Source organism: Ensifer sp. ZNC0028 (genome assembly GCF_000799055.1).
Lineage (GTDB): Bacteria > Pseudomonadota > Alphaproteobacteria > Rhizobiales > Rhizobiaceae > Ensifer.
In genome coordinates this window covers 23162-46743 of record NZ_JTLA01000108.1, presented here as the reverse complement: position 1 = coordinate 46743, position 23582 = coordinate 23162, and the positions used below count along the sequence as shown (strand labels likewise).

The 23582-nt window shown below is 63.3% G+C and carries 24 protein-coding genes; 12 read left to right on the top strand and 12 right to left on the bottom strand.

What is annotated here, in order from left to right:
• Positions 1-66: 66 nt before the first annotated feature.
• Both L981_RS25185 and L981_RS25180 read left to right on the top strand, forming a co-directional pair.
• Positions 67-417, top strand: a complete 351-nt coding sequence (locus L981_RS25185) for a helix-turn-helix domain-containing protein (RefSeq protein ID WP_043622758.1) — start codon at positions 67-69, stop codon at positions 415-417.
• Between the two features lie 6 nt (positions 418-423).
• On the top strand, positions 424-1278 hold the full coding sequence (locus L981_RS25180) for an NlpC/P60 family protein (RefSeq protein WP_043622755.1): 855 nt from the start codon (positions 424-426) through the stop codon (positions 1276-1278).
• A gap of 143 nt (positions 1279-1421) precedes the next feature.
• On the opposite strand, the gene L981_RS25175 is transcribed toward L981_RS25180, so the two are convergent.
• From L981_RS25175 to L981_RS25155, 5 genes are all read right to left on the bottom strand, one after another.
• Positions 1422-2381 carry a glyoxylate/hydroxypyruvate reductase A gene (locus tag L981_RS25175; RefSeq protein ID WP_043622752.1) on the bottom strand — a complete coding sequence of 320 codons (960 nt, stop codon included), beginning with the start codon at positions 2379-2381 and terminating at the stop codon, positions 1422-1424.
• Between the two features lie 8 nt (positions 2382-2389).
• Entirely contained in the window at positions 2390-4018 is a 1629-nt protein-coding gene (locus L981_RS25170; RefSeq protein ID WP_043622853.1) for an ABC transporter ATP-binding protein, read from the bottom strand.
• 8 nt (positions 4019-4026) lie between these two features.
• Positions 4027-5163, bottom strand: a complete 1137-nt coding sequence (locus L981_RS25165; protein WP_043622749.1) for an ABC transporter permease — start codon at positions 5161-5163, stop codon at positions 4027-4029.
• Positions 5163-6245: a microcin C ABC transporter permease YejB gene (locus L981_RS25160; protein ID WP_043622746.1), complete on the bottom strand. Its 1083-nt coding sequence runs from the start codon at positions 6243-6245 to the stop codon at positions 5163-5165. The genes L981_RS25165 and L981_RS25160 overlap by 1 nt, the downstream gene beginning before the upstream one ends.
• 171 nt (positions 6246-6416) lie before the next feature.
• A complete protein-coding gene (locus L981_RS25155) occupies positions 6417-8276 on the bottom strand; it encodes an extracellular solute-binding protein (RefSeq protein WP_043622743.1) in 1860 nt (619 codons plus the stop codon).
• A gap of 231 nt (positions 8277-8507) precedes the next feature.
• Between L981_RS25155 and mepA the strand changes: the two genes are divergently transcribed.
• The 6 genes from mepA to L981_RS25125 all read left to right on the top strand — a co-directional run bounded on the left by mepA (position 8508) and on the right by L981_RS25125 (position 14629).
• A complete protein-coding gene (mepA, locus tag L981_RS25150; protein ID WP_043622740.1) occupies positions 8508-9560 on the top strand; it encodes a penicillin-insensitive murein endopeptidase in 1053 nt (350 codons plus the stop codon).
• A gap of 102 nt (positions 9561-9662) precedes the next feature.
• Complete coding sequence (locus tag L981_RS25145) at positions 9663-10043, top strand: methylglyoxal synthase (protein WP_043622736.1); 381 nt, start codon at positions 9663-9665, stop codon at positions 10041-10043.
• Positions 10044-10151: 108 nt separating this feature from the next.
• A complete protein-coding gene (locus L981_RS25140; RefSeq protein ID WP_043622850.1) occupies positions 10152-11171 on the top strand; it encodes a glucokinase in 1020 nt (339 codons plus the stop codon).
• Between the two features lie 112 nt (positions 11172-11283).
• Positions 11284-13119, top strand: a complete 1836-nt coding sequence (locus L981_RS25135; protein WP_052202010.1) for an ABC transporter ATP-binding protein — start codon at positions 11284-11286, stop codon at positions 13117-13119.
• A gap of 21 nt (positions 13120-13140) precedes the next feature.
• Positions 13141-13959: a 4-hydroxy-tetrahydrodipicolinate reductase gene (gene dapB, locus L981_RS25130; protein ID WP_043622733.1), complete on the top strand. Its 819-nt coding sequence runs from the start codon at positions 13141-13143 to the stop codon at positions 13957-13959.
• Between the two features lie 34 nt (positions 13960-13993).
• A complete protein-coding gene (locus L981_RS25125; RefSeq protein WP_043622730.1) occupies positions 13994-14629 on the top strand; it encodes a 2,3-bisphosphoglycerate-dependent phosphoglycerate mutase in 636 nt (211 codons plus the stop codon).
• A 78-nt stretch (positions 14630-14707) separates the two neighbouring features.
• On the opposite strand, the gene L981_RS25120 is transcribed toward L981_RS25125, so the two are convergent.
• On the bottom strand, positions 14708-15595 hold the full coding sequence (locus tag L981_RS25120) for a bifunctional helix-turn-helix domain-containing protein/methylated-DNA--[protein]-cysteine S-methyltransferase (RefSeq protein WP_043622727.1): 888 nt from the start codon (positions 15593-15595) through the stop codon (positions 14708-14710).
• Positions 15596-15700: 105 nt separating this feature from the next.
• A complete protein-coding gene (locus L981_RS25115; protein ID WP_043622724.1) occupies positions 15701-16198 on the bottom strand; it encodes a DUF2244 domain-containing protein in 498 nt (165 codons plus the stop codon).
• 22 nt (positions 16199-16220) lie between these two features.
• Between L981_RS25115 and nth the strand changes: the two genes are divergently transcribed.
• The gene (gene nth / locus L981_RS25110; protein ID WP_043622844.1) at positions 16221-16997 is read left to right on the top strand and encodes an endonuclease III; all 777 of its coding nucleotides are present in this window, start codon (positions 16221-16223) and stop codon (positions 16995-16997) included.
• A 4-nt stretch (positions 16998-17001) separates the two neighbouring features.
• On the opposite strand, the gene L981_RS25105 is transcribed toward nth, so the two are convergent.
• Positions 17002-17595 (bottom strand): TetR/AcrR family transcriptional regulator, encoded by a 594-nt coding sequence (locus L981_RS25105; RefSeq protein WP_043622721.1) that lies wholly within the window; start codon positions 17593-17595, stop codon positions 17002-17004.
• A gap of 68 nt (positions 17596-17663) precedes the next feature.
• Here L981_RS25105 and L981_RS25100 point away from each other — a divergent pair, with 68 nt between their 5' ends.
• Both L981_RS25100 and L981_RS25095 read left to right on the top strand, forming a co-directional pair.
• Positions 17664-18092 (top strand): VOC family protein, encoded by a 429-nt coding sequence (locus L981_RS25100; protein ID WP_043622718.1) that lies wholly within the window; start codon positions 17664-17666, stop codon positions 18090-18092.
• Positions 18093-18179: 87 nt separating this feature from the next.
• Positions 18180-19172, top strand: coding sequence for an adenosine kinase (locus L981_RS25095; RefSeq protein WP_043622713.1), 993 nt, complete (start codon positions 18180-18182; stop codon positions 19170-19172).
• A gap of 39 nt (positions 19173-19211) precedes the next feature.
• Here the strand turns inward: L981_RS25095 and L981_RS25090 are convergent, their stop codons facing one another.
• Positions 19212-19763: an SH3 domain-containing protein gene (locus L981_RS25090; protein WP_034804952.1), complete on the bottom strand. Its 552-nt coding sequence runs from the start codon at positions 19761-19763 to the stop codon at positions 19212-19214.
• Between the two features lie 182 nt (positions 19764-19945).
• Between L981_RS25090 and L981_RS25085 the strand changes: the two genes are divergently transcribed.
• Entirely contained in the window at positions 19946-20950 is a 1005-nt protein-coding gene (locus L981_RS25085; protein ID WP_043622710.1) for a D-glycerate dehydrogenase, read from the top strand.
• A gap of 61 nt (positions 20951-21011) precedes the next feature.
• Here the strand turns inward: L981_RS25085 and L981_RS25080 are convergent, their stop codons facing one another.
• Genes L981_RS25080 through recF form a run of 3 tightly spaced genes read right to left on the bottom strand, consistent with a single transcriptional unit; the run spans position 21012 to position 23396 of the window.
• The gene (locus L981_RS25080; protein WP_043622841.1) at positions 21012-21479 is read right to left on the bottom strand and encodes a GNAT family N-acetyltransferase; all 468 of its coding nucleotides are present in this window, start codon (positions 21477-21479) and stop codon (positions 21012-21014) included.
• 5 nt (positions 21480-21484) lie between these two features.
• Positions 21485-22246 carry a molybdopterin-synthase adenylyltransferase MoeB gene (locus tag L981_RS25075; protein ID WP_043622707.1) on the bottom strand — a complete coding sequence of 254 codons (762 nt, stop codon included), beginning with the start codon at positions 22244-22246 and terminating at the stop codon, positions 21485-21487.
• Positions 22247-22271: 25 nt separating this feature from the next.
• A complete protein-coding gene (gene recF / locus L981_RS25070; protein WP_043622838.1) occupies positions 22272-23396 on the bottom strand; it encodes a DNA replication/repair protein RecF in 1125 nt (374 codons plus the stop codon).
• Positions 23397-23582 lie beyond the last annotated feature (186 nt).

Genomic DNA, 23582 nt, shown 5'->3' with positions numbered 1-23582 from the left:
AAAGAAACGCTTGCGTAACGATCCGCCGCTATCGTGGCGGATCAGTATCTTGCGTAGGAGCCGCCATTGCCGATCGAGCTAACGCCCTCCCAGGCCCTCGGGCTTTGGCATTCGGTGTCGCTCGCTCAGGTTCGCGTCGACAGCCGCGACCTGACCTTGCGGCAGCTGGCAATTCTGCTGCAGATCTACCTCGTGCCGCCGCCGCACACCGTGCGCGGACTGGCGGCGACGCTCGGTGTCACCAAGCCGGTCATCACCCGCGCGCTCGACACCATGGGCGCGCTTGGCCTTGTCGATCGCGTCCGCGACGATCGTGATCGCCGCAACGTCGTCATCAAAAGGACAGTTGAGGGTGCTCTCTATCTTGAAAAACTCGGTGACCTGATCATTGATCAGGGCCGCAAGCAGCTGAAGTGAGTAGATATGTCGACACTGCCCGACCGCCGTCTGAATGCCTATCGACCAGACCTTGCCGAAAGCCGCCTTCGCGGCGTCGTGGAGGCTGAACGTTATGTTGAGGGCAGCGTTGCGCGCGTCTCGGTTCCGGTTGCGCCGCTGCGTGCCAAGCCCGATCTCGCCTGCGGCACCGATACCGAACTCTTGCTCGGCGAATCGGTCCGGGTGCTCGACACCAGCAACAGCTGGTGCTGGGTAAAGGCCGACCTCGACGGCTATGTCGGCTACCTTCCGGAATATTGCCTCGCGCCGGTGCTCAAGAGCCCGACCCATGTCGTGACCGCGCCGCGCACCTTCGTCTATACCGGCCATGATCTGCGCTTCCCAACCGTTTATCCGCTGTCGATGGGCAGCCGGCTGACGGTTATCGATGAGCGCGAGACCCGGGGAACGCGCTATTTCCTGCTCGACGGCGGCCAGGCGGTCATCGCCAATCACTGCATCGAGGTCGGCAATGTCGTGCCGGGAGACTATGTCTCGGTTGCTGCCCGCTTCGTCGAAACGCCCTATCTCTGGGGCGGGCGTTCCGGCTTCGGCATCGATTGCTCCGGCCTCGTGCAATTGTCGATGATGATGGTCGGGAGGCAGGCGCCGCGCGATTCCGACATGCAGGCGACGGGCCTGGGAACACCGATTGCGCGCGAAGAACTCAAGCGCGGGGACCTCGTTTTCTGGAAAGGCCACGTCGCGCTGATGGAGGACGACGAAACCCTGATCCATGCCAACGGCCACACGATGACGGTTGCGCGCGAAGGGTTGGAAGCCTCGATCGAGCGGATCGGCTGGCTCTATGAGCAGCCGACGGGCTATCGCCGCCCTTGATCGGCTGTGAGCGGGACCGTCGAAGCGAGCCTCCTCGATCATTGCCGATGAAGGCAAGACACCCCGTTCGCATTGCGGAATCAGACGTTGCGCCTCTGGCAGCAGCTTAAGCGCAGCAAGCGCTGCGCCTTGCTCTCGCTGAATCAGTAGCCGGCTACTTTGTCGACGACATGTTCGAGCGTCTGCCCGCCTTCGAAGCGGGCGATCTGCTGCTCCACATGGCGGAAGAGCGCCTTGACGTCGGAGGATGCCGCCACGTGCGGCGTGACGTAGACGTTGGGCAGTGTCCAGAAGCGGCTGTCCTGGGCGAGCGGCTCTTGCTCGAACACGTCGAGAGAGGCACCGGCGAGCACGCCGCTATCGAGCGCCTTCAGGATGTCTGCTTCGACCTGGCTACCGCCGCGGCCGGCATTGATGAAGACAGGTGCGCCAAACGGCCCATTGCGGCTGAGTTTTGCAAACAGGCGCAGGTTGAAAATGCCGCGGGTGTCCGGCGTCAGCGGCAGCAGTCCGACGAGGAAGTCGCTGCGTGCCAGGAAGCTGTCGAGTTCGTTGCCGCCGAAGGTCTCGATGCCGGCGACATCGCGCTTGCTGCGCGACCAACCGATGACCTTGAACCCCATGGTCGATAGCTTGCGGGCGGCGTCCTGGCCAAGCACGCCCATGCCCATGACGCCGACGGTGATGTCGGCCGCCTCCGGCTGGGTCAGGTCGCGCCATTCGCGTTTCGCCGCCTGTGTCTCATAGGCGCGGTGCTGGCGCAGGTGCAGGAGGCACTGCATGACCACCCACTCGCTCATGCGCGTCGTCAGCGTCTGGTCGACGAAGCGCACCAGCGGCACCTCGGGAAGACCCGGCAGCGTCAGCACGTGATCGACGCCGGCGCCGCCGGAGAACACCACCTTGAGATCGGGCGCCCGCTCGAAAAGATCCGGCGCCGATTTCCAGACGACCGCATAGTCGATGCCCGAGAGATCGCGGTTGTGGTGAACCGCATCGGCGCGGTTGATCACCTCGCGATCCGGGAAGGCCCCGCGAAGCGCCGCCTCGACTTCCTCCGGAATGAACTTCAGATCGACGATGACGGGGCTTTTTGCGGACATTCGGACACCTATTGGCGGATCGCGGTCAAGTTGACGGCTTCGAGGTTGAAGGCGGCTGCCATCAGCGCCTTGGTATAGTCCTGGCTCGGCGCATTGAAGATGCGCTCGGCTGGGCCTTGCTCCACCACCTTGCCCATGCGCATGACGATCATCTCGTTGGCAAGGGCGCGCACGACCTTGAGGTCGTGGCTGATGAACAGATAGGCGAGGTCATGCTTTACCTGCAGGTCGCGAAGCAGGTCGACTACCTGCGCCTGAACGCTCATGTCGAGCGCCGAGGTCGGTTCGTCGAGCATCACGAATTGCGGCTTCAGCACCATGGCGCGCGCAATGGCGATGCGCTGCCGCTGGCCGCCGGAGAACTCGTGCGGATAGCGCCACCGGGTCGCAGGATCGAGGCCCACTTCTTCGAGCGCCGCGGCGACGCGGGCATCGCGCGCGTTGTCCGACAGCGATCGTTCGTGGATTTTCAGGCCTTCGGCGATGATATCGGCCACCGACATGCGTGGGCTCAGCGAACCGTAAGGGTCCTGGAAGACGATCTGCATCCGGTTTCGAAGCGGCCGCATCTCGTTGAAGCTGTAGCGGTCGATGTCCTTGCCGATGAAGGCGATGCGGCCCTTCGACGAGATCAGCCGCGCCAGCGCCAGCCCGAGCGTCGTCTTGCCTGAGCCGGATTCGCCGACGACGCCGAGCGTCTGGCCGGCACGCAGCTTCAGGTCGATGCCGTCGACCGCCTTCACATGGTCGACCACCTTGCGCAGAAAGCCGGCCTTGATTGGAAACCACACCTTCATGTCGGAGGCTTCCATGACGATCGGCTTCGACGTGTCCGATGGCGGCGGGTTGCCCTTCGGTTCGGAAGCGAGCAAATGGCGGGTATAGGCGTGCTGGGGATTGGCGAAGATCTCGGCGGTCGGTCCGGTCTCGACGATTTTGCCCTTGGTCATCACGCAGACGCGATCGGCGATCTTACGCACGATGCCGAGGTCATGGGTGATGAACAGCATCGACATGCCGTGCTCATCCTTGAGCGACTTCAAGAGTTCGAGGATCTGTGCCTGTACGGTGACGTCGAGCGCTGTCGTCGGCTCGTCGGCGATCAAGAGTTCCGGCCGGTTGGCGAGCGCCATCGCGATCATCACGCGTTGGCGCTGGCCGCCCGAGAGCTCGTGCGGGTAGGCGCTGAGCCGCTTTTCCGGCTCGCGGATGCCGACCTGGTTGAGTAGCTCGAGAATGCGCGTGCGCCGCGCCGCGCCCTGCAGCCCCTGGTGTAGCTCAAGGATCTCACCGATCTGCCGCTCGATCGAGTGCAGTGGGTTGAGCGAGGTCATCGGCTCCTGGAAGATCATGGTGATGTCGTTACCGCGCGCATGGCGCAGTTCCGCATCGCTGGCCTTCAAGAGGTCCTTGCCGTTGAACAGGATTTCGCCGCTCGGATGGCTGGCCGACGGGTAGGGCAGAAGCTTCAGGATCGAGTTGGCCGAGACCGATTTGCCCGAACCGGATTCGCCGACAAGCGCCACGGTTTCCCCGCGCTTGATGTCGAAGGAGATGTGATCGACGGCAACGGACGTGTTGCCGCCCTGGTGAAAGGCGACGGAGAGGTCGCGGACGGAGAGAAGGGGGTCTGTCATCGTCGCGCTCACCGGAACGTCTTTCTCGGATCGAAGGCATCGCGCGTGGCTTCGCCGACGAAGATCAGCAGCGACAGCATCAGCGACATGACGCAGAAGGCCGTCAGCCCCAGCCAGGGCGCCTGCAGGTTGGACTTGCCCTGGGCGATCATCTCGCCGAGCGAGGGCGATCCGGGCGGCATGCCGAAGCCGAGGAAGTCGAGCGAGGTCAGCGTCGTGATCGAGCCGGAGAGAATGAAAGGCAGGAAGGTCAGCGTCGCCACCATCGCGTTCGGCAGGAGGTGACGATACATGATCGTGCCGTTGCCGACGCCGAGCGCGCGTGCCGCGTTGACGTATTCGAAGTTGCGCGCCCGTAGGAACTCGGCGCGCACGACGCCGACGAAACCGACCCAGGAGAAGAGCAGCATGATTCCGAGCAGGATGAAGAAGCCCGGCGGCAGGATCGCGGCGATGATCAGCAGAATGTAGAGCACCGGCATCGACGACCAGATCTCGATGAAACGCTGCATCAGGAGATCGGTCCAGCCGCCGAAATAGCCCTGGATGGCGCCGGCGGTGACACCGATCACCGCCGAGGCGATGGTGAGCGTCAGGCCGAAGAGCACCGAAAGACGGAAGCCGTAGATCATGCGCGCAAAGACGTCGCGAGCCTGGTCGTCGGTGCCGAGCCAGTTGAGGTTTCCGACGATGCAGTTCCGGTCGCTGGTCTTGTCCGGATAGGCGGAGCAGCGCTCTTCCTTGTCCATCAGCCAGAAGGGCTTGGTCGGCGCCGAATGCGGGATGTTGGAATTAACCGTCTGGTAGGAATAGCGCACCGGCGGCCAGATCATCCAGCCGTTGGCCTCGATCTCGTCGCGGATGAAATCGGAGCGATAATCGGTCTCCGCCAGGAAGCCGCCGAACTTTTCCTCCGGATAATCGATGACGACGGGGAACAAGAGTTCGCCCTTGTAGGAGGCGATGATCGGCTTGTCATTGGCGATGAGTTCGCCGACCAGGCTGAGCCCGAACAGCGCCAGGAACAGCCAGAGCGACCAGTAGCCGCGCCGGTTCGCCTTGAAGTTCTGCCAGCGGCGCTGGTTGACCGGTGACAGCCAGCCACGCGGCGCCACAGCGGCCGGGGAGGTCGTGACGCTTGCCATCAGACATCCCTCCGCTCGAAGTCGATGCGTGGATCGACCCAGGTATAGATGAGGTCCGACAGCAGGCTGACGAGCAGGCCCATCAGCGAGAAGATGAAGAGGGTAGCAAAGACGATCGGATAGTCGCGCTTGACGACCGAATCATAGCCGAGCCGACCGAGGCCATCGAGCGAGAAGATGTATTCGATCAAAAGCGAACCGGTGAAGAAGGCCGAGATGAAGGCGCCGGGGAAGCCGGCGATGATGATCAGCATGGCGTTGCGGAACACGTGGCCATAGAGCACCTGACCGTCGGTGAGGCCCTTGGCCCGTGCGGTCGTCACATACTGCTTCTTGATCTCGTCGATGAAGGAATTCTTGGTGAGCAGCGTCGTCGTTGCAAAGGCCGACAGCAGCAGCGTGATCAGCGGCAGCGTCATGTGCCAGATGTAGTCGAGGATCTTCTGCCACCAGGGCAGTTGCCAGAAATTGTCGGAGACGATGCCGCGCAGCGGGAACCAGTCGAAGAACGAGCCGCCGGCAAAGACGACGATCAGCAGGATGCCGAAGAGGAAGCTCGGCACGGCGTAGCCGACGACGATGATGCCGGAGGTCCAGACGTCAAATGCGGAACCGTCGGACACCGCCTTCTTGATGCCGAGCGGGATGGAGATTGCGTAGGAGAACAGCAGGATCCATAGCCCGAGCGAGATCGAGACCGGCATCTTCTCCTTGATCAGGTCGATCACCGAGGTGTTGCGGAAGAAGCTCTCGCCGAAATCGAAGCGCATATAGTTCCACATCATGGTGGCGAAGCGCTCGAGCGGCGGCTTGTCGAAACCGAACTGCTTTTCGAGCTTGGCGATGAATTCCGGATCGAGGCCTTGGGCGCCGCGATAGCGCCCGCCCTCGTCGCCGCCGGCCTGCATCAGGTCGCCGCTGCTGCCCGACAGGCGATCGGAACCGCCGGCATTGGTCAGGTCCGAGATCACCTGCTCGACCGGGCCGCCCGGCGCGAACTGCACCACGATGAAGGAAATCGCCATGATCCCGAAGATCGTCGGGATCATCAGAAGCAGGCGGCGCAGGATATAGGCACCCATCAGGCGGGCCTTTCGATCGACGTGTGGGCGGTGGCCCGGACCGGCGAAGCGTCGGCATGCCGTCTATGGTGTCTCAATCCCTGTGTCTCCTTGCGGGCCCCGGATCGGGGCTTGTTTCAGTGATTCGTTTTTTTGCATTTGGAATCGAGACGCCATCCGAGCGCAAGGACTTCATTTGGGGGAGGCGTTTTTCGACCACCACGCGTCCGGGAAGCCTATTCCGTAGTAGGGAAGCTCCTGCGGGCGGACGAGCTGTTTCCAGTAGGCGACACGAACGTTCTTCGAATAGAACAGCGGCACGACGTAGTGGTGGGCGAGAAGGACCCGATCGAGTGCCCGTGTCGTTGCCACCAGTTCCTCGCGGTTCGGTGCAAAGATGATCCGGCGGATGAGCTCGTCGATTGCCGGATCGGATATGCCGGCATAGTTTCTCGATCCCTGTTGATTGACCGAAGCCGAACCCCAGTAGTCGATCTGTTCGTTGCCCGGCACCAGCGTCTGCGCCCAGATGCCGTAGATCATGTCATAGTCAAAGCTTCTGACGCGGTTGGTGTACTGCGAATCATCCACCGTGCGGATGCGGGCATCGATGCCGATCTTCTTGACGCTGTTGATGAAGGGCGTGACGGTGCGCTCGAAGGACGGATTGGACAGGAGCAGTTCGAAGGTGAAGGGCTCGCCGGTCTTCGTGTTCACCAGGCGCGTGCCCTTGAGCTCGTAACCCGCCTCCTTGAACAGCGCGAGTGCCTTGCGCAGGTTGTCGCGCACCTTCTGCGGCTCGCCGTTGACAGGGTTCGTATAGGGGGTGGTGAAGACCTCCGGCGGGACCTTGTCTTTCAGCTCCTCCAGAATGGCCTTTTCGCGACCTTCGGGAAGCTTGGAGGAAGCAAGCTCCGTGTTCCAGAAGTAGCTGTCGACACGCTGAAAGGTGTTGTAGGCGAGATTTTTGTTCAGGTCCTCGAAATCGAACGCATAGTTCAGCGCCTCACGCACCCGCTGATCCTGAAATTTCTCCCGCCGCATGTTCGGCACGAAGGCTTGCATGATGCCGGCTGCGCGCAAGGGGTTTTCGATCTCCTCGCGAACAACGCGGCCGTCCTTCATCGCCGGAAAGTCGTAGGCCGTTGCCCAGTGGCTGGCGCTGGGATCTCGGTAGAAATCGACGTTGCCGGCACGAAAGGCTTCGAATTCCACGTTTCTGTCGCTAAAGAAGGCGTAGCTGATCACGCCGAAATTATATTGCCCGACGTTGACGTTGAGGTTCTTGCCCCAATAGTCGTCGCGGCGCTCGAACCGGATCGAGCCGCCGGCCTGGAACGAGGCGATCCTGTAGGGGCCGGAACCCATGACCGGTTCCAAAGTGGTGCGGCTGATGTCGCGCTTGTTGCCCTTGTCGTCGACGCCTTCCCACCAGTGCTTCGGCAGGATCGGGAACTGCCCGAGAATGTTCGGCAGTTCGTGGTTGTTCTTCTCGTCGAAGCGGAAGGTGACGTCGCGCTCCCCCGTCTTTTCCGCCGAAACCACATGGCGGTAATAGTTGGAGAGCAGCGGATTGTGCTCCTTGACCTTTTCAAACGAGAAAACGACGTCCTCGGGTGTTACCGGCTTGCCGTCGGCCCATTTGGCCTCCGGGCGAAGGCGGAAGGTCGCCGAGGAAATGTCGTCAGGATAGGAAACCGCCTCGGCGAGCAGGCCGTAGGTGGTGGTGATCTCGTCCTCGGCCGATTTCATCAGCGTGTCGAAGACCAGAGAGGCCACGCCGCTTGCCGCCTCGCCCTTGGAAAGGATCGGATTGAACGTATCGAAAGTCCCGTTTTCCGACAGATGCAGCTCTCCACCCTTGGGAGCGTCAGGATTGACGTAGTCGAAACGGGCAAAGCCCTGTTTGTATTTGAGTTCGCCGATTGATGATGTTCCGTGACGCCAGACGGGCTGTTCTTGGGCATTGCCTGCAGCAGGGAAGAGAAGAAACGCCGCTGCCAGTAGCGAGGCAGCGAAGCCTGATTTCATGGTCCTGCAGACGTATGGCATCCAGCCCTTACCCCTTTATATTTCAATCTTCTTTTGCGAGAGCATAGGCGAAATCAGGGCAAATGACAGGCACCGCCGCAAATCAGGCCAAATTTTTGAGTCACATCCCGGTGATTCACACGCGTGTAACGCGTAAGGCTGAGGCAAAGACGGGGCCTTAGGATGGGGGGCGCCGGACACGGCATGCGTAGATCGGCGCTGCTGTCTGCGAGACAAACGGGACGAAATTCAATGATTGCTCCATTTCGACGTTGCGGCTCGGCGTTTCTTGCGCTGCTGCTTGGAACCAGCCTCCTGATCGCCGACAACGCGGCGGCCGACGACGTGCCGGCAAAGACGCTCTTCGGCGCCAAGGCTCTGCCTGCCGAGATGGCGGCAAATTCCTACGGCTTCTATGCCAAGGGATGCCTTGCCGGCGGTGTCGCCATCCCGACCGACGGGCCGACCTGGCAGGCAATGCGGTTGTCGCGCAACCGCCGCTGGGGCCACCCGCAGATGATCGCGCTGATCGAGCAGTTTTCCCATGATGCCGCCAACAAGGTCGGCTGGCCGGGCCTGTTGCTCGGCGATATCTCGCAGCCACGCGGCGGGCCGATGCTGTCGGGCCACGCCTCGCACCAGATCGGGCTCGATGCCGACATCTGGCTGACGCCGATGCCGCAACGCACGCTCAGCTATCGCGAACGCGAGGATATCTCCGCCACCTCGATGCTGCAGAAAAACAAGTTCCTGACGGTCGACCGTTCGATCTGGACGCCGAAGCACGCGCAGCTGATCATGCTGGCGGCGAGCTATCCGCAGGTCGAGCGCGTCTTCGTCAATCCGGCGATCAAGAAAAAGCTTTGCGATACCTGGACGGGCGACCGCACGAATCTCGGCAAGGTTCGGCCGATCTACGGCCACGACTACCACTTCCACATCCGCATCAAGTGCCCCGCGGGTGCTTCGACCTGCAAGGACCAGGCGGAGGTTCCGGCCGGCGACGGCTGCGACAAGTCGCTGGCCTGGTGGTTCACCGACGAGCCGTGGGCAAAACCGACCAAGAAGCCGGGCGCGAAGCCGGTCAAGCCGAAGGTGACGACGCTTGCCGACCTGCCGAAGGCCTGCGCTCTCGTTCTCAACGGCCCGGCGCCCGCCTCGGAAGCGGCCGCCACTTTTGGCACGGCCTACCGGGCTGCCGCGCCGGCCGCAGCGAGCGATAGTATCGAGCAGGTGATCGGTGCGTCCGGCGATGTCCCGCCGGCCGATATCCCCGTGCCGATGGCGCGTCCGACGCTGCAGTAGGCCAGCGACCCGAGCGGGGCGGGGAGGCATCAGCCTTCCCATTCCCGTGGCGCTCATGTATAGGGCAATCAAATCGATTTAAATATTGATGCGAGGCCCGGCATGGCGGATCGGAAATGTGTTGCGCTGATCGCGCATGATCAGAAGAAGGACGATCTTGCGGACTTTGCCAAGGCGCATGAGGCGGTACTGGCTGACTGGCGGATCGTAGCCACCGGCACGACCGGCGGCCGTGTTCTCGACGTCTGCCCAGGCCTCGATATCACCCGGCTGAAAAGCGGACCGCTCGGCGGTGACCAACAGATCGGCGCGATGATCGCGACCGGTGAAGTGCAACTGCTGATCTTCTTCGTCGATCCCCTGACCGCCATGCCGCACGATGTCGACGTCAAGGCGCTGATGCGCCTCGCCATCGTCTACGACATTCCGATGGCGCTCAATCGTGCAACGGCCGAGCAGTTGATCGACCTCAACCCCAGATGATGCGGGCTCCGGTGGGCGGATGCGACAATCCTCCCGCACTTTTCCTCATCCCGTTCTGTCTGATAGACAGTTCAGCAACCCAAGATGACGATCAGGATGGATCTTGCGATGTCCGGCACCAATGAACACAGCTTTCCTTTTCCGATCCTGATCGGCGACATCGGCGGCACCAACGCGCGCTTTGCCCTGCTCATCGACGCCTTTGCCGACCCGAAGCAACTGCCGCCGATCAAGACCGGCGATTTCGAGACGATCGAGGAGGCGCTGCAAAAGAGCATTCTCGACAAGACCTCCGTGCAGCCGCGCTCGGCGATCCTGGCAGTGGCCGGTCCGATTCGGGGCGATGAAATTCCCTTGACCAACGCCGGCTGGGTGATCCGGCCGAAGGACATGCTCTCGAGCCTCGGCCTCGAAGACGTGCTGATCATCAACGACTTCGAGGCTCAGGCGCTTGCCGTCGCCGCTCCGGCGGACGAGGACCTGGTGCAGATCGGCGGCGGCAGCATCCGGCCGCTGACCTCCCGCGTCGTGCTCGGACCGGGAACGGGCCTTGGCGTCGGCGGCCTGGTCTTTGCCCAGCACACCTGGTTTCCGGTGCCGGGCGAAGGCGGCCATGTCGATATCGGCCCGCGCACCGAACGCGATTTCCACATCTGGCCATTTCTGGAGCCGATCGAAGGCCGCATGGCCGGCGAGCAGATCCTCTGTGGCCGCGGCATCATGAACCTCTACCGCGCCGTCTGCGCCGCCGATGGCGTGGATGCGGTTCTGACGGACCCCGCGGAAGTGACGACGCACGCCCTTGCCGAGAGCGACAGGGCGGCGATCGAGACCATCTCACTGTTTTCGACTTATCTCGGTCGCGTGGCCGGCGACATGGCGCTGATCTTCATGGCCCGCGGCGGCGTTTTCCTGGCGGGCGGTATCTCGCAGAAGATCCTGCCGGCGCTGATGAAGTCGCCCTTCCGGGCCGCCTTCGAGGACAAGGCCCCGCATTCGGCGCTGATGAAAACGATCCCGACCTTTGCCGTCATTCACCCGATGGCCGCGCTCTCGGGATTGGCGGCCTTTGCCCGCACGCCGAGGGATTTCGGTGTGGCAACGGAGGGACGCCGCTGGAGAAGCTGAGACCGTGGCGTGCGCAAAGACTCGCCAAAGCGATATCAAACCACTATAGAGCCCCGGGAAAGATCGGGCCGGATGCCGGCCCTCCAGATTGGTTCCAGGGAAGACGGGCTTTTTGAGCGCCAGCAAGAAAAAACAGCACGCGGTCGATTCGGATACGATCAGCGGGATCCTCAAGCGGGTCATTGCGGAAAACGGTCGTGACCACATTCGCGGCTATGCTTTTGCCATCGGCTGCCTGGCGGTGGTCGCTGCCACGACAGGCTTTACCGCCTCGATCATGGAAACCGTCATCAACGAGGCCTTCGCCAACAAGCGGGCGGACATCGTTTTGCTCGTCTGCGGCGCGATCCTCGCCGCCTTCGTGCTGCGCGGCTTTGCAACTTACGGCCAGGCCGTCGCGCTTTCGAAGATCGGCAACAACATCGTCGCGCGCTATCAGCGCCGTCTTTATGCCCATCTGATGGCGCTCAGCGTCGGCTATTTCAACGAGACCCGTTCGGCGCAACTCGCCGCCCAGATCAGCCAGAACGTCAGCGGCATTCGCGACGTGCTCAATCTGACCGTTACCTCGATCGCGCGCGACCTGCTGACGCTGATCGGCCTGGTCGGCGTCATGTTTGCCAAGGACTGGCTGCTGTCGATCATCGTCTTCGTCGCCGCACCTCCGCTGCTTCTGGGCCTGCGCTATGTGTCCAAGCGCCTGCGTTCGGCCACCCGCGAGGCGATCGAAGTCAACAGCCGCGTTCTCGGCGCGATGCAGGAAACCATTCAGGGCATCACCATCGTCAAGGCCTTTACGATGGAGAGCGAGCTTCGCGGCAAGGTCGAGGCGATCGTCGATCGCGCCGAAAACCGTGCCAACCGCATTGCCCGGTTGAGCGAGCGCACGGCGCCGATGACCGAAACCTTCGCCGGTCTCGCGATCTCGGCGGTGCTTGCCTATTCGGCGTTCCGCGCCATCTATGCCGACGTACCGCCCGGCGCCTTCTTCGCTTTCGTCGTCGCTTTGCTGATGGCCTATGACCCGGCCCGCCGCCTGGCGCGGCTTCAGGTCTCGCTCGAGCGCGCCGCCGTCAACGCCCGCATGGTCTACGAGATCCTCGATACCGTGCCGCACCAGCGCGACAAGCCCGACGCCAAGGAACTGGCATTTACCAACGCGACCGTCGAGCTGCGCGACGTGCGCTTCAAGTATCCGAATGGCGACGACGTGCTGCGGGGCGTGAGCTTCATGGCTGAGGGCGGCAAGACGACGGCGCTCGTCGGCCCCTCGGGTGCCGGCAAATCGACCGTCATCAGCCTCATTCCGCGGTTCTACGATCCGGCGTCCGGCCAGATCCTGGTCGACGGTCAGGACATCGCCGACGTTACCAAACTGTCGCTGCGCAAGGGCATCGCCTATGTGTCGCAGCAGCCCTATCTCTTCGAAGGCTCGATCCGCGACAACATCCGCTACGGCCGCATCGACGCGACGGATGCCGAGGTGGAGGAAGCCGCACGGCTCGCCTACGCCCATGACTTCATCCTGGCGCAGCCGCAGGGCTACGACACGCCGGTTGGCGAGAACGGCATGACGCTCTCCGGCGGCCAGCGCCAGCGCCTGTCGATTGCGCGCGCGCTCGTCCGCAACGCGCCGATCCTGCTGCTCGACGAAGCCACCTCGGCGCTCGACACCGAATCGGAAGCCGCGGTGCAGAAGGCGCTCGACCACGCCATGGATGGCCGCACGGTGATCGTCATCGCGCATCGCCTCTCGACCGTCGTCAATGCCGACAAGATCATCGTCATGAAGGATGGTTGCGTCGTCGAGGAAGGCACCCATGCCGATCTTGCACGGCGGCCGGACGGTCTCTACGCTCGGCTCCACAATCTCCAGGGCCAGAATTCGGAGGAGCAGTCTCCGGATGGCGAAACGCCCGAAGCGCCGGCCGGCGCCCAAATCCACTAGCGGACAAGGAGGAACTCACCGATGGGCGCGAACGATATGAAGCTCGTGGTGGTGGGTGCGGCAGGCCGTATGGGCCAGACGCTGATCAGGACGGTTCACGCGATGGAAGGCGTGCGCCTGCATGCGGCCGTCGAGCGCACGGGTTCTCCCTTCATCGGCCGCGATGCGGGCGAACTCTCCGGGCTTGGTCCGATCGGCGTGCCGGTGACCGACCAGCCGCTCGAAGCCTTCGTCGAAGCCGAAGGCGTCCTTGATTTCACCGCACCGGCGGGCACCGTCGAGTTTGCCGGTCTCGCGGCCCAGGCCCGCATCGTCCATGTGATCGGCACCACCGGCTGCTCGTCCGACGACGAGGCGAAGATCCGCGCCGCCGCGCGCCACGCCCGTATCGTCAAGTCGGGCAATATGAGCCTCGGGGTCAACCTGCTCGGCGTGCTGACGGAGAAGGCGGCGCGGGCGCTCGGCCCGGCCGACTGGGACATCGAAATCCTCGAAATGCACCACAAGCACAAGGTCGATGCGCCCTCGGGCACGGCCCTGCTTCTCGGTGCTGCGGCGGCGAAGGGGCGCGATATCGCGCTTGCCGACCATTCGGTGCGCGTGCGTGACGGTCATACGGGCCCGCGTCCGGCCGGCACGATCGGTTTTGCCACCCTGCGCGGCGGCTCGGTCATCGGCGAACACTCGGTCATCCTGGCCGGTGAGGGCGAGCAGGTGACCCTGTCGCACAGCGCCACGGATCGTTCGATCTTCGCGCGCGGTGCCGTCACCGCCGCACTCTGGGCTCGCAGCCAGAAGCCCGGTTTCTATTCGATGCTCGACGTTCTCGGGCTCAACTGACCTTTCCACTCTCAAGTCTCAAGGGGAATTCGACATGAGCGGTACTCTCGTCCTCGTCAGGCACGGCCAGAGCGACTGGAACCTGAAGAACCTGTTCACCGGCTGGCGTGATCCGGATCTGACGGAACTCGGCGTCGAGGAAGCCAAGGCCGGCGGCAAGGCGCTTGCCGACTACGGCATCAAGTTCGACATCGCCTTCACCTCGGATCTCGTCCGTGCCCAGCGCACCTGCCAGTTCGTGCTCGACGCTGTCGGCCAGTCCTCGCTCGAGACGATCCGCGACCAGGCGCTGAACGAGCGCGACTACGGCGACCTCTCGGGTCTCAACAAGGATGACGCCCGCGAAAAGTGGGGCGAAGAGCAGGTGCATATCTGGCGCCGCTCCTACGACATCCCGCCTCCGGGCGGCGAGAGCCTGCGTGACACCGGCGCCCGCGTCTGGCCCTATTACCTGACCGAGATCCTGCCGCGCGTGCTCTCCGGCCAGAAGGTGCTGGTCGCCGCCCACGGCAACTCGCTGCGTTCGCTGGTCATGGTGCTCGATCGCCTGTCGAAGGAAGAGATCCTGAAGCTCAACCTCGCGACCGGCGTGCCGATGGTCTACAAGCTCAACGCCAATTCGACCGTCGCTTCCAAGGAAGTGCTCGGCGACATGTCCGGCGCTCACTGATCGCTGATGGCCAGGAAATGAAAAGGGGCGCTGGGCGCCCCTTTTTTGTGTCTCCGATAATGCCGGCAAACCTGGCGATCAGATCGTGCCGTCGGCCGCCTTGCCGGCTTCCCAGCCGAGGATGGCGCGCTTGCGCGTCAGGCCCCAGTGATAGCCGGTGAGGTCTCCACTCTTGCCGAGCGCGCGATGGCAGGGGACGACGAAGGAAATCGGGTTGCGCCCGACAGCCGCACCGACCGCGCGCGATGCCGTCGGCTGTCCGATGTTCCCGGCGATATTCGAATAGGTGGTGGCGCAGCCGAGCGGGATCTTCAGCAGCGCCTGCCAGACCCGGATCTGGAAGTCGGAGCCGATCAGGAAGATACGCAGCGGCTCGTCCTGTCGCCAGCGCGACGGATCGAAGATGCGCGCGGCATAGTGGGCGGTCGCCGCGCTGTCCTCGATGTAGCGGGCGTTCGGCCAGCGTTGCGCCATGTCCTCGAAGCTCGCCTGCTCGCCGCCCATATCGTTGAAGGCAAGTCCTGCGAGGCCGCGCTCGGTGATCATCACCAGCGCCGTGCCGAAGGGCGAGGGGTGGTAGCCGTAGCGGATCGTCAGACCCTCGCCGCGCGCCTTCCATTCGCCTGGCGACATCGCCTCGTGGGTGACGAACAGGTCGTGCAGCCGGCTTGGTCCTGAGAGGCCCACTTCGATGCTGGTTTCGAGCAGCGGCATGTCTTCCTGGCGCAGCAGGCGCTTGGCATGGTCGAGGGTCACGGCCTGCAGGAATGCCTTCGGCGACAGCCCCGCCCAGCGGGTGAAGACCTTCTGGAGTTGGGTCGGCGACTGCTTCAGGCGCTGCGCCACGGATTCGAGCGACGGCTGGTCGCGATAGTCCTCAGTGAGCATTTCGATCACGCGGCTGACCGTATCGTAGTCGGTGCCCTTCGGCGTGATGTCGGTGGGTACGGATGTCGCAATGTTCATGGCTCTTCTCCTGTCTTGTCACAGGTAACCATTTGCTGGCCCCGCCAACCACCCGAAACTTGAAAACATGCGATCGCCGGGTGCCGCGATTGCAAGCGCCGGGCGTCAGCGGCGGCGCACGGTCGCAAGCGCCCCCGAGAGCGCCAGCGCAAAGGTCTCGCGATCGTCGCGGTTGAGGAACGAGCCGATATCGGTTCGCCTGCCGCCGCCGCTGATCGTCATCGAGACGATGCCGATTTCCTGATGCCGGGCGACGTTCAAGCGTGCCCAGAACGGATTGAAGCGATGTTCGCTGATCCGGCCCGAGGGCGTGAACTTGCGCACCGAAACGTCCGTCCTGCTGACGCTGACCTCTTCGCGGCTGAGCCCCGAGCGGTTGTTCAGCCAGAAGGCGCCGAACAGCAGGAGGTAGTCGAGCCCGAAAAAGAACACCACCGGCCAGGCGCCGATGATGAGGAAGACGATGCCGTGAACGAGGCTCAGGAGCCCGGCGATCAGGAAGAACATCTTGAAGCCGCGCCGCCCGAGCGAGCGATAGGGCGTGAGCTCGGCGGTGAAGACCGGGGCGTCCTCGGATGGGGTGGTGGCGTTGCCATTGATCATGACCTTTGACTATAGATGCATCATGAAAAACGTGAAGCCGAAATTGCCTGTTCGCGCCGCCAAACCAAAGCCTGCCGCCGGCCGCCGCGCCACGCCGCGGGTGAAGAGCCTCTATAGCCAGGACGAGCTCAAGGAGATTTTCCGGCGCTTCTCGATCCAGCGGCCGGAGCCGAAGGGCGAGCTCGAGCACGTCAATCCCTTCACGCTGGTCGTCGCAGTGGCGCTCTCGGCACAGGCGACCGATGCCGGCGTCAACAAGGCGACGCGCGCGCTCTTTGCCATCGCCGATACGCCGGAAAAAATGCTGGCGCTCGGCGAGGAGAAGGTCCGGGACTACATCAAGACGATTGGACTTTTCCGCAACAAGGCAAAAAATGTCATCGCGCTGAGTGAGACGCTCATCCGGGATTTTGGCGGCGAAGTGCCCCGCACGCGGGAGGAATTGGTGACGCTGCCGGGCGTCGGCCGCAAGACCGCCAATGTCGTGCTCTCCATGGCTTTCGGCCAGTCGACGATCGCCGTCGACACCCACATCCTGCGCATCGCCAACAGGATCTGTCTGGCGCCGGGCAAGACCCCGGACGAGGTGGAAGACAAGCTGATCAAGATCATCCCCGACGAGTATCTCTACCACGCTCACCACTGGCTGATCTTGCACGGGCGCTACTGCTGCAAGGCGCGCAAGCCCGAATGCGAGCGCTGCGTCATCGCCGACCTCTGCAAGTCGCCGGAAAAGACCTGTGACATCCCGGCGCCACTGGTCGAACTGCCGCCGCAGATGATCTCGGCTGCTGGTTGAGCCGTCAGGCCGAAACCATCCGGTCGATCAGCGTGCCGATCGTTTCGACGTAAACCTCGCTCGACGCGCCATCGGCAATGTCGAGCGCCGCACGATCGAAGGCAGCCGAAAGCAGTGAGGCCATGGCCGACAGCCTTTCGGCCGAAACGGTGAACGGAGCCATTGCCTCGGCGATCCCTTCCTCGAGCGTTCTCTGCGCGTTGGCCGCGTCGATCGCCATCATTTCCCGCTTGCCGAGGACGGCCGGCCCATCGAGCAGGAGCAGCCGGATACGCCCCGGCTCGCGCATGGCGCCGAAATAGGCGCTGGCGCCGACTTTTAGTGCCTGGCGTGCCGAGAGATCCCCTGACGTTGCCTGCTCGATCGACGTTGCCACAGCCAGTGCTTCCCGCTCTGCCACCGCGCGAAACAGCGCCTTCTTGTCCTCGAAGTGGTGATAGAGCGCGCCGCGGGTGAGGCCGGCGGCTGCGACGATGTCCGGCGTCGAGGTGTCGGCATAGCCCCTGGTGACAAAGAGGCCGCGGGCAGCATCGAGGATCGCGGCACGGGTCGTGTCGGATCGCTCGCGGTTGGAGCGGCGGGAAATGTCCTGTTGCATACATGCAGCCTGTATGTTAATTAAAGAAACATACAGATTGTATGATATAGCAGGAGCGAGGAAAAGCCATGAAATCGACGAGCTATTACCCGGTCATCATGACGGCTGACGTTGCCGCCACTGCCGCCTTCTACATCGATCACTTCCGTTTCCAGGCGCTCTTCACCAGCGACTGGTATGTGCATCTGCAATCGATCGAGGACGAACATGTGACGCTTGCCGTGCTCGACTACCGCCACGAGACGATCCCCGAAGAGGCGCGCGCGCCCACCCGCGGTCTTCTCCTGAACTTCGAGGTCGAGGATCCCGATCGCATCTATGCGCAGGCGCTTGCCTCCGGCCTGCCGATCCTGAAGACCTTGCGCGATGAGGATTTCGGCCAGCGTCATTTCATCACGGCCGATCCGAATGGCGTGCTGATCGACATCATCAAGCCCATTCCCCCGAGTGCCGAATTCGCCGCCGCCTATGACGAAAGCGCGCTTCCTACGGCGTGAAGCCGCCCGCACGCGTCTTTTGTCTTCCAAATGGCCGGAAAACCGGTATTAACGAACACCGGCCATCACGGAGACCGGACGAGGTTCATGACAAAATACGACGTGCTGACGATCGGCAACGCCATCGTTGATATCATCGCGCGCTGCGACGATGCCTTTCTCAATGAAAACGGCATCATAAAGGGCGCCATGAACCTCATCGATGCCGAAAGAGCCGAGTTGTTGTACTCGCGCATGGGCCCGGCGGTCGAAGCCTCCGGCGGCAGTGCCGGCAATACGGCGGCGGGCGTTGCCAGCCTCGGCGGTCGTGCCGCCTATTTCGGCAAGACCGCGAGCGACCAGCTCGGCGAGATCTTCGCCCACGACATTCGCGCCCAAGGCGTCTATTTCCAGACGAAGCCGCTCGAAAGCGTGCCGCCGACCGCGCGCTCGATGATCTTCGTCACCGAGGACGGCGAGCGCTCGATGAACACCTATCTCGGCGCCTGCGTCGAACTCGGCCCCGAGGACGTGGAGCCCGAGGTCGTCGCCCAATCCAAGGTCACCTATTTCGAAGGGTATCTCTGGGATCCGCCGCGCGCCAAGGACGCCATTCGCGAGACCGCGCGGATCGCCCATGCAAACGGCCGCGAGACCGCGATCACGCTGTCCGACAGCTTCTGCGTTCACCGCTATCGCGACGAGTTCCTGGACCTCATGCGTTCCGGCACGGTCGATATCGTCTTTGCCAACAAGCAGGAAGCGCTGGCACTTTACGAGACCGAGGATTTCGATCTGGCGCTGGAGAAGCTGTCGAAGGATTGCAAGCTCGCCGCCGTGACGCTCAGCGAAGAAGGTTCGGTGGTCGTGCGTGGAGAAGAGCGGGTTCGTGTCGGCGCAACGCCGATCGCCCAGGTGGTCGACACGACAGGTGCTGGCGACCTCTATGCCGCGGGCTTCCTACATGGCTACACGACGGGGCGTTCGCTGGAAGACTGCAGCAAGCTCGGCAATCTTGCGGCCGGCATTGTTATCGGCCAGATCGGGCCACGGCCGATGGTTTCGCTGGAAACGGCTGCCAAGCAGGCTGGTCTCGCCTGATCCGACCCCAATTGATTTTGGTTAAAGACGGGCGCGGCCTTACTTGAAGGCCTCGCCCGGATAGGCGCCCCAGATTTCGCCCTGCGCGATCCAGCCTTCGACGCCTTGCGCTTCGGCATGGCACCAGTCGCCATTGCACTCGCCGACTTTCACGATGACACCGGGCTCCATGCGGGCGACGATCGGGGAATTGCCCTGCGCGTCGCGGCGCATGTTGACGAAGACGCCTTCGCCCTTGCCGCGCATCCAGGGGGCTGCGACGGCCGTGCGGTCGCCGGAGAGCAGCGCCTGGTTCACCCAGCCTTCAGTGCCGTCGGCGTCGCGGATGCGGCGCCAGTTATCGTATTCCTGGATGATCTCGACCGGCACGCCCGGCTTCATGTAGCGGAAGGCGACCGCGTAATCGACGCTCGGGCCGATCCTCAAATTGACGCTCTTGGATTTCAGGCTGACGAAGCGCGGCAGCGGCAGCCCGCTGGCGCCCTTGGCGGCCTGAGCGTAAGCCGCCGACGTCATGATCGCGGCGCCAAGGCAGGCGGCGATCAACGAGAGCGAGAATCTGGAAATGACGTGACGCATGACGAAGCCCATATTCCGTGGCACTAGCTTTTGCAGGCGCAGTTCACTTGAGGCCCATGGGTCGGGCGGAAATCGCGAGGACGACGACGCGAGTTTTGTTTGTCTTCCCGGTGGGGTCTGGTAGAAATTGCGGCTACAGGGAGAAAGTATCGCCCAACTTGGTTAAGGACCCGTCAACAAGGCCCGTCGCAGCAATGACAAGCAAGAAGAAGCCCACGGTCTACATCACCCGCAAATTGCCAGACATCGTCGAGACGCGCATGCGCGAACTCTTTGATGCGGAGCTGAACATCGACGATACGCCGCGCAGCCAGCCGGAGCTTGTGGCCGCGGTCAAACGCGCTGACGTGCTGGTGCCGACGGTGACCGATCGCATCGACGCGGCGCTTATCGAGCAGGCCGGCCCGCAGCTGAAGCTGATCGCGAGCTTTTCCAACGGCGTCGACAACATCGATGTCGATGCCGCCGCCCGCAAGGGCATCACCGTCACCAACACGCCCAACGTGCTGACGGAAGACACAGCCGACATGGCGATGGCGCTGATCCTTGCGGTGCCGCGCCGGCTTGCCGAAGGTGCGCAGATCCTGACCGACCGCAAGGGCGAATGGGCCGGCTGGTCGCCGACATGGATGCTCGGCCGCCGCATTGCCGGCAAGCGCATCGGCATCGTCGGCATGGGCCGGATCGGGACGGCTGTTGCCCGCCGCGCCAAGGCCTTCGGCCTTTCGATCCACTACCACAACCGCCACCGGGTGAAGGCGGAAACCGAGGAGATGCTGGAGGCGACCTATTGGGATAGCCTCGACCAGATGCTCGCCCGCGTCGACATCGTTTCGGTCAACTGCCCGTCGACGCCGGCGACCTATCATCTGCTGTCCGCCCGCCGGCTCGCCCTGATGCGACCGGACAGCTACATCGTCAACACCGCCCGCGGCGGCATTATCGACGAGACGGCGCTGATCAAGTGCCTGCGTGAAGGCAAGATTGCCGGCGCCGGCCTCGACGTCTTCGAGAACGAGCCAGCGGTCAATCCGAAGCTGATCAAGCTTGCCGGCGAAGGCAAGGTCGTGCTCTTGCCGCATATGAGTTCGGCCACGCTCGAAGGCCGCATCGACATGGGCGAGAAGGTGGTGATCAACATCCGCACCTTCTTCGACGGCCACCGTCCGCCGGACCGGGTTCTGCCGGGCCGCGACTGATCGCGAAACGCCGCACGATCCTGTCGTGCGGTCGCGGATCTGCTTGGCTGACGTTCGAAAACTAAAGCGCCTTGCGCATCTCGATCGCCGTCGGCCGGGTAAATCCGGGATGGCACATCGTGTCGCTCTGAACGAAGCCCCAGGCGGCAAAAGCGCGGTGGTTGTCGGCGAGTTCGACGCGGGTCAGCAGTCTCAGCGCCGGAAGTTTCAGCGCACGCGCCGTCGCTTCGGCTTCAGCGAGCAGCATTCGGCCGATGCCCTTTCCTTGCGTCTCAGGCGCGACGGCAAGCTTGCCGATATAGAGGCAATCGTCCTCGGGTTTGCAGAAGATGCAGCCGACCAGCCGCTCGCCATCGCTGACGCCGAAGGCGATCTCGTCGGCAATCTTGTCGCGCAGCGATTCGATGTTCAACGCATGCGCCGACGAGGGCGGGTCGATCCGCCCGTCCATGTAGGAGAAGGCGCCAAGGATCAGGGCCAACAGTTCCTCGTGCCGGTCGAATGCTTCGTCGATACGAAAGATCTGCACCATCGCTATGCCCTCTTGCGGTAACGGATGGTGTTGAACTGTGCCGTCAGCGCGTCGTACATCAAGAGCCGCCCGACCAGCGGTTCGCCAAAGCCGGCAATCACCTTGATCGCCTCCATGGCCTGCAGCGTGCCGATGACGCCCGTCAGCGCGCCGACGATGCCGGCCTCGGCGCAAGAAGGCACGACGCCGGCCGGCGGCGGCTCGGGAAAGAGATCGCGGTAGGAGGGGTTCGGTCGTCCATCGGGGCCGGCGCTATAGGGCATAAGCACCGTCAGCGAACCGTCGAAGCGGCCGACGGCGCCGGTCACCAGCGGAATGCCGACCGCTGCCGCCGTATCGGCGGCGAGGGAGCGGGTATCGAAATTGTCCGAGCCGTCGATCACCAGATCGTACTGCCGGAAAAGCGCCTCGGCATTGTCGGCGTTGAGGCGCAGCCTGTGTTCGTCGACGCAGACATGCGGGTTGAGCGATGTGATCGCCTCGGCGGCCCGCTCGACCTTGGCGCGGTCGATGTCTTCGGTACGGTGGATGATCTGCCGCTGCAGGTTGGAAAGCGCGACCGCATCGTCGTCGACGATGCCGATCCGGCCGATGCCGGCGGCGGCAAGATAGACAAGCACCGGAGCGCCGAGGCCGCCGGCCCCGATCACCAGCACGCGGGCTACCTTCAGCCGTTGTTGCCCCGCGCCGCCGATTTCCGGCAGCACGATATGACGGGCGTAACGGGTGATCTCCGATTGGTCGAGCTTGTTCTCACCGGTCATGGCAATCCTCCTCGGTGACTTCTGCTTATCCCGTAACGCTGCCATGCGAAACGGTCAGGAAGCGGCCGCGTTCGCCGAGCGCCTCAAACATCGATTGGTCCGTCCCGGTCATGAAGGCCTGGCCGCCAAGGCCGTCGACGAGATCGAACAGAGCCGCGCGCCGGTTGACGTCGAGATGGGCGGCGATCTCGTCGAGCAGCAGGATCGGCGCGTGGCCGGTCATGTCGCCGACGAGGCGCGCATGCGCCAGCACCAGGCCGACGAGCAGCGCCTTCTGCTCCCCGGTCGAGCAGCGTGCTGCCTCCATGTCCTTCTCGCGGTGACGCACGAGCAGGTCGCTCCGGTGCGGCCCGTCGAGCGTGCGCCCCGCCGCGGCGTCGCGCGGACGTCCATCACGCAGCATCGTCAGATATTGTTCTTCCAGATCATAGGCCGGACGATGGCCCTCGTCGTCGAGAAAGCCCGACAACGCCAGGCGCGCCGACGGAAAGACGCTCTCGTCGACAGTGCGCTCGACCAGCGCCGTCAACAGACCGAGCATTTCCTGCCGCGCCAGCGCCATGGAGACGCCGAGACCGGCCATTTCCTTTTCGATCGCCGTCAGCCAGGAAGGGTCCGGGCGGAATTCACCGAGCAGCCGGTTGCGACTGCGCATCGCCCGGTCGAATTCGCTGGCGCGACGGCCGTGCTCCGGATCGAGCGACAGCACAAGACGATCGAGGAAACGCCGCCGGTCGGCCGAAGGCCCGGTAAAGAGCCCATCCATCGATGGCGTCAGCCAGAGGACGCGCAGGTGATCGGTCAGTTCGTCGACGGTCGCTGCCGGTGTTCCATTCAGCCGCAGCCGCCGGGATTGCCCTTCCGTGACGCCGGCAGTCCCGGTGCCGATCTCGACGGTTCCCTCCATGCCCTCGACTTCCGCAAAGACCGAGAACCCGTCGCCGGCACCGACCCGGGTCACGTCCGCATAGGCTGCGCGCCTGAGGCCGCGGCCGGGCGAAAGGAAAGAGACGGCTTCCATGAGGTTGGTCTTGCCGGCGCCGTTCTCCCCCGTCAGCACCACATGGCGCTGATCGAGCTCAAGCGAGAGGGCCGCATAGTTGCGGAACTCCGTAAGCTTCAGGCGGTTGAGAAAGACCTTGTTTGGCATCGGCAGTCCGGATTCGACGTTGGGCGCAGCTAGGACGAAAGCGCCTGCCAAGGCAAGGCGAAATGGGACGCGTCGCCATATCGTGCAAGATAGGCCGATATCGACAGGGGAAAGGCGACAAACCCCTTTGATTCGGTGCTTTTCATAAAGGACCTAGTGAAATATGACAGCCGCATGACAATCCAC

Excerpts from the sequence above, each read along its gene's own strand:
- L981_RS25145 (WP_043622736.1), top strand. The coding sequence starts at position 9,663 with ATGGCGGATCGGAAATGTGTTGCGCTGATCGCGCATGATCAGAAGAAG.
- L981_RS25075 (WP_043622707.1), bottom strand. The coding sequence starts at position 22,246 with ATGACCGGTGAGAACAAGCTCGACCAATCGGAGATCACCCGTTACGCC.
- dapB (WP_043622733.1), top strand. The coding sequence starts at position 13,141 with ATGGGCGCGAACGATATGAAGCTCGTGGTGGTGGGTGCGGCAGGCCGT.
- L981_RS25115 (WP_043622724.1), bottom strand. The coding sequence starts at position 16,198 with ATGATCAATGGCAACGCCACCACCCCATCCGAGGACGCCCCGGTCTTC.
- L981_RS25095 (WP_043622713.1), top strand. The coding sequence starts at position 18,180 with ATGACAAAATACGACGTGCTGACGATCGGCAACGCCATCGTTGATATC.
- L981_RS25125 (WP_043622730.1), top strand. The coding sequence starts at position 13,994 with ATGAGCGGTACTCTCGTCCTCGTCAGGCACGGCCAGAGCGACTGGAAC.
- L981_RS25165 (WP_043622749.1), bottom strand. The coding sequence starts at position 5,163 with ATGGCAAGCGTCACGACCTCCCCGGCCGCTGTGGCGCCGCGTGGCTGG.
- mepA (WP_043622740.1), top strand. The coding sequence starts at position 8,508 with ATGATTGCTCCATTTCGACGTTGCGGCTCGGCGTTTCTTGCGCTGCTG.
- L981_RS25140 (WP_043622850.1), top strand. The coding sequence starts at position 10,152 with ATGTCCGGCACCAATGAACACAGCTTTCCTTTTCCGATCCTGATCGGC.
- L981_RS25105 (WP_043622721.1), bottom strand. The coding sequence starts at position 17,595 with ATGCAACAGGACATTTCCCGCCGCTCCAACCGCGAGCGATCCGACACG.
- L981_RS25100 (WP_043622718.1), top strand. The coding sequence starts at position 17,664 with ATGAAATCGACGAGCTATTACCCGGTCATCATGACGGCTGACGTTGCC.
- L981_RS25170 (WP_043622853.1), bottom strand. The coding sequence starts at position 4,018 with ATGACAGACCCCCTTCTCTCCGTCCGCGACCTCTCCGTCGCCTTTCAC.
- L981_RS25160 (WP_043622746.1), bottom strand. The coding sequence starts at position 6,245 with ATGGGTGCCTATATCCTGCGCCGCCTGCTTCTGATGATCCCGACGATC.
- L981_RS25090 (WP_034804952.1), bottom strand. The coding sequence starts at position 19,763 with ATGGGCTTCGTCATGCGTCACGTCATTTCCAGATTCTCGCTCTCGTTG.
- recF (WP_043622838.1), bottom strand. The coding sequence starts at position 23,396 with ATGCCAAACAAGGTCTTTCTCAACCGCCTGAAGCTTACGGAGTTCCGC.
- L981_RS25085 (WP_043622710.1), top strand. The coding sequence starts at position 19,946 with ATGACAAGCAAGAAGAAGCCCACGGTCTACATCACCCGCAAATTGCCA.
- L981_RS25120 (WP_043622727.1), bottom strand. The coding sequence starts at position 15,595 with ATGAACATTGCGACATCCGTACCCACCGACATCACGCCGAAGGGCACC.
- L981_RS25175 (WP_043622752.1), bottom strand. The coding sequence starts at position 2,381 with ATGTCCGCAAAAAGCCCCGTCATCGTCGATCTGAAGTTCATTCCGGAG.
- L981_RS25155 (WP_043622743.1), bottom strand. The coding sequence starts at position 8,276 with ATGCCATACGTCTGCAGGACCATGAAATCAGGCTTCGCTGCCTCGCTA.
- L981_RS25180 (WP_043622755.1), top strand. The coding sequence starts at position 424 with ATGTCGACACTGCCCGACCGCCGTCTGAATGCCTATCGACCAGACCTT.
- nth (WP_043622844.1), top strand. The coding sequence starts at position 16,221 with ATGAAAAACGTGAAGCCGAAATTGCCTGTTCGCGCCGCCAAACCAAAG.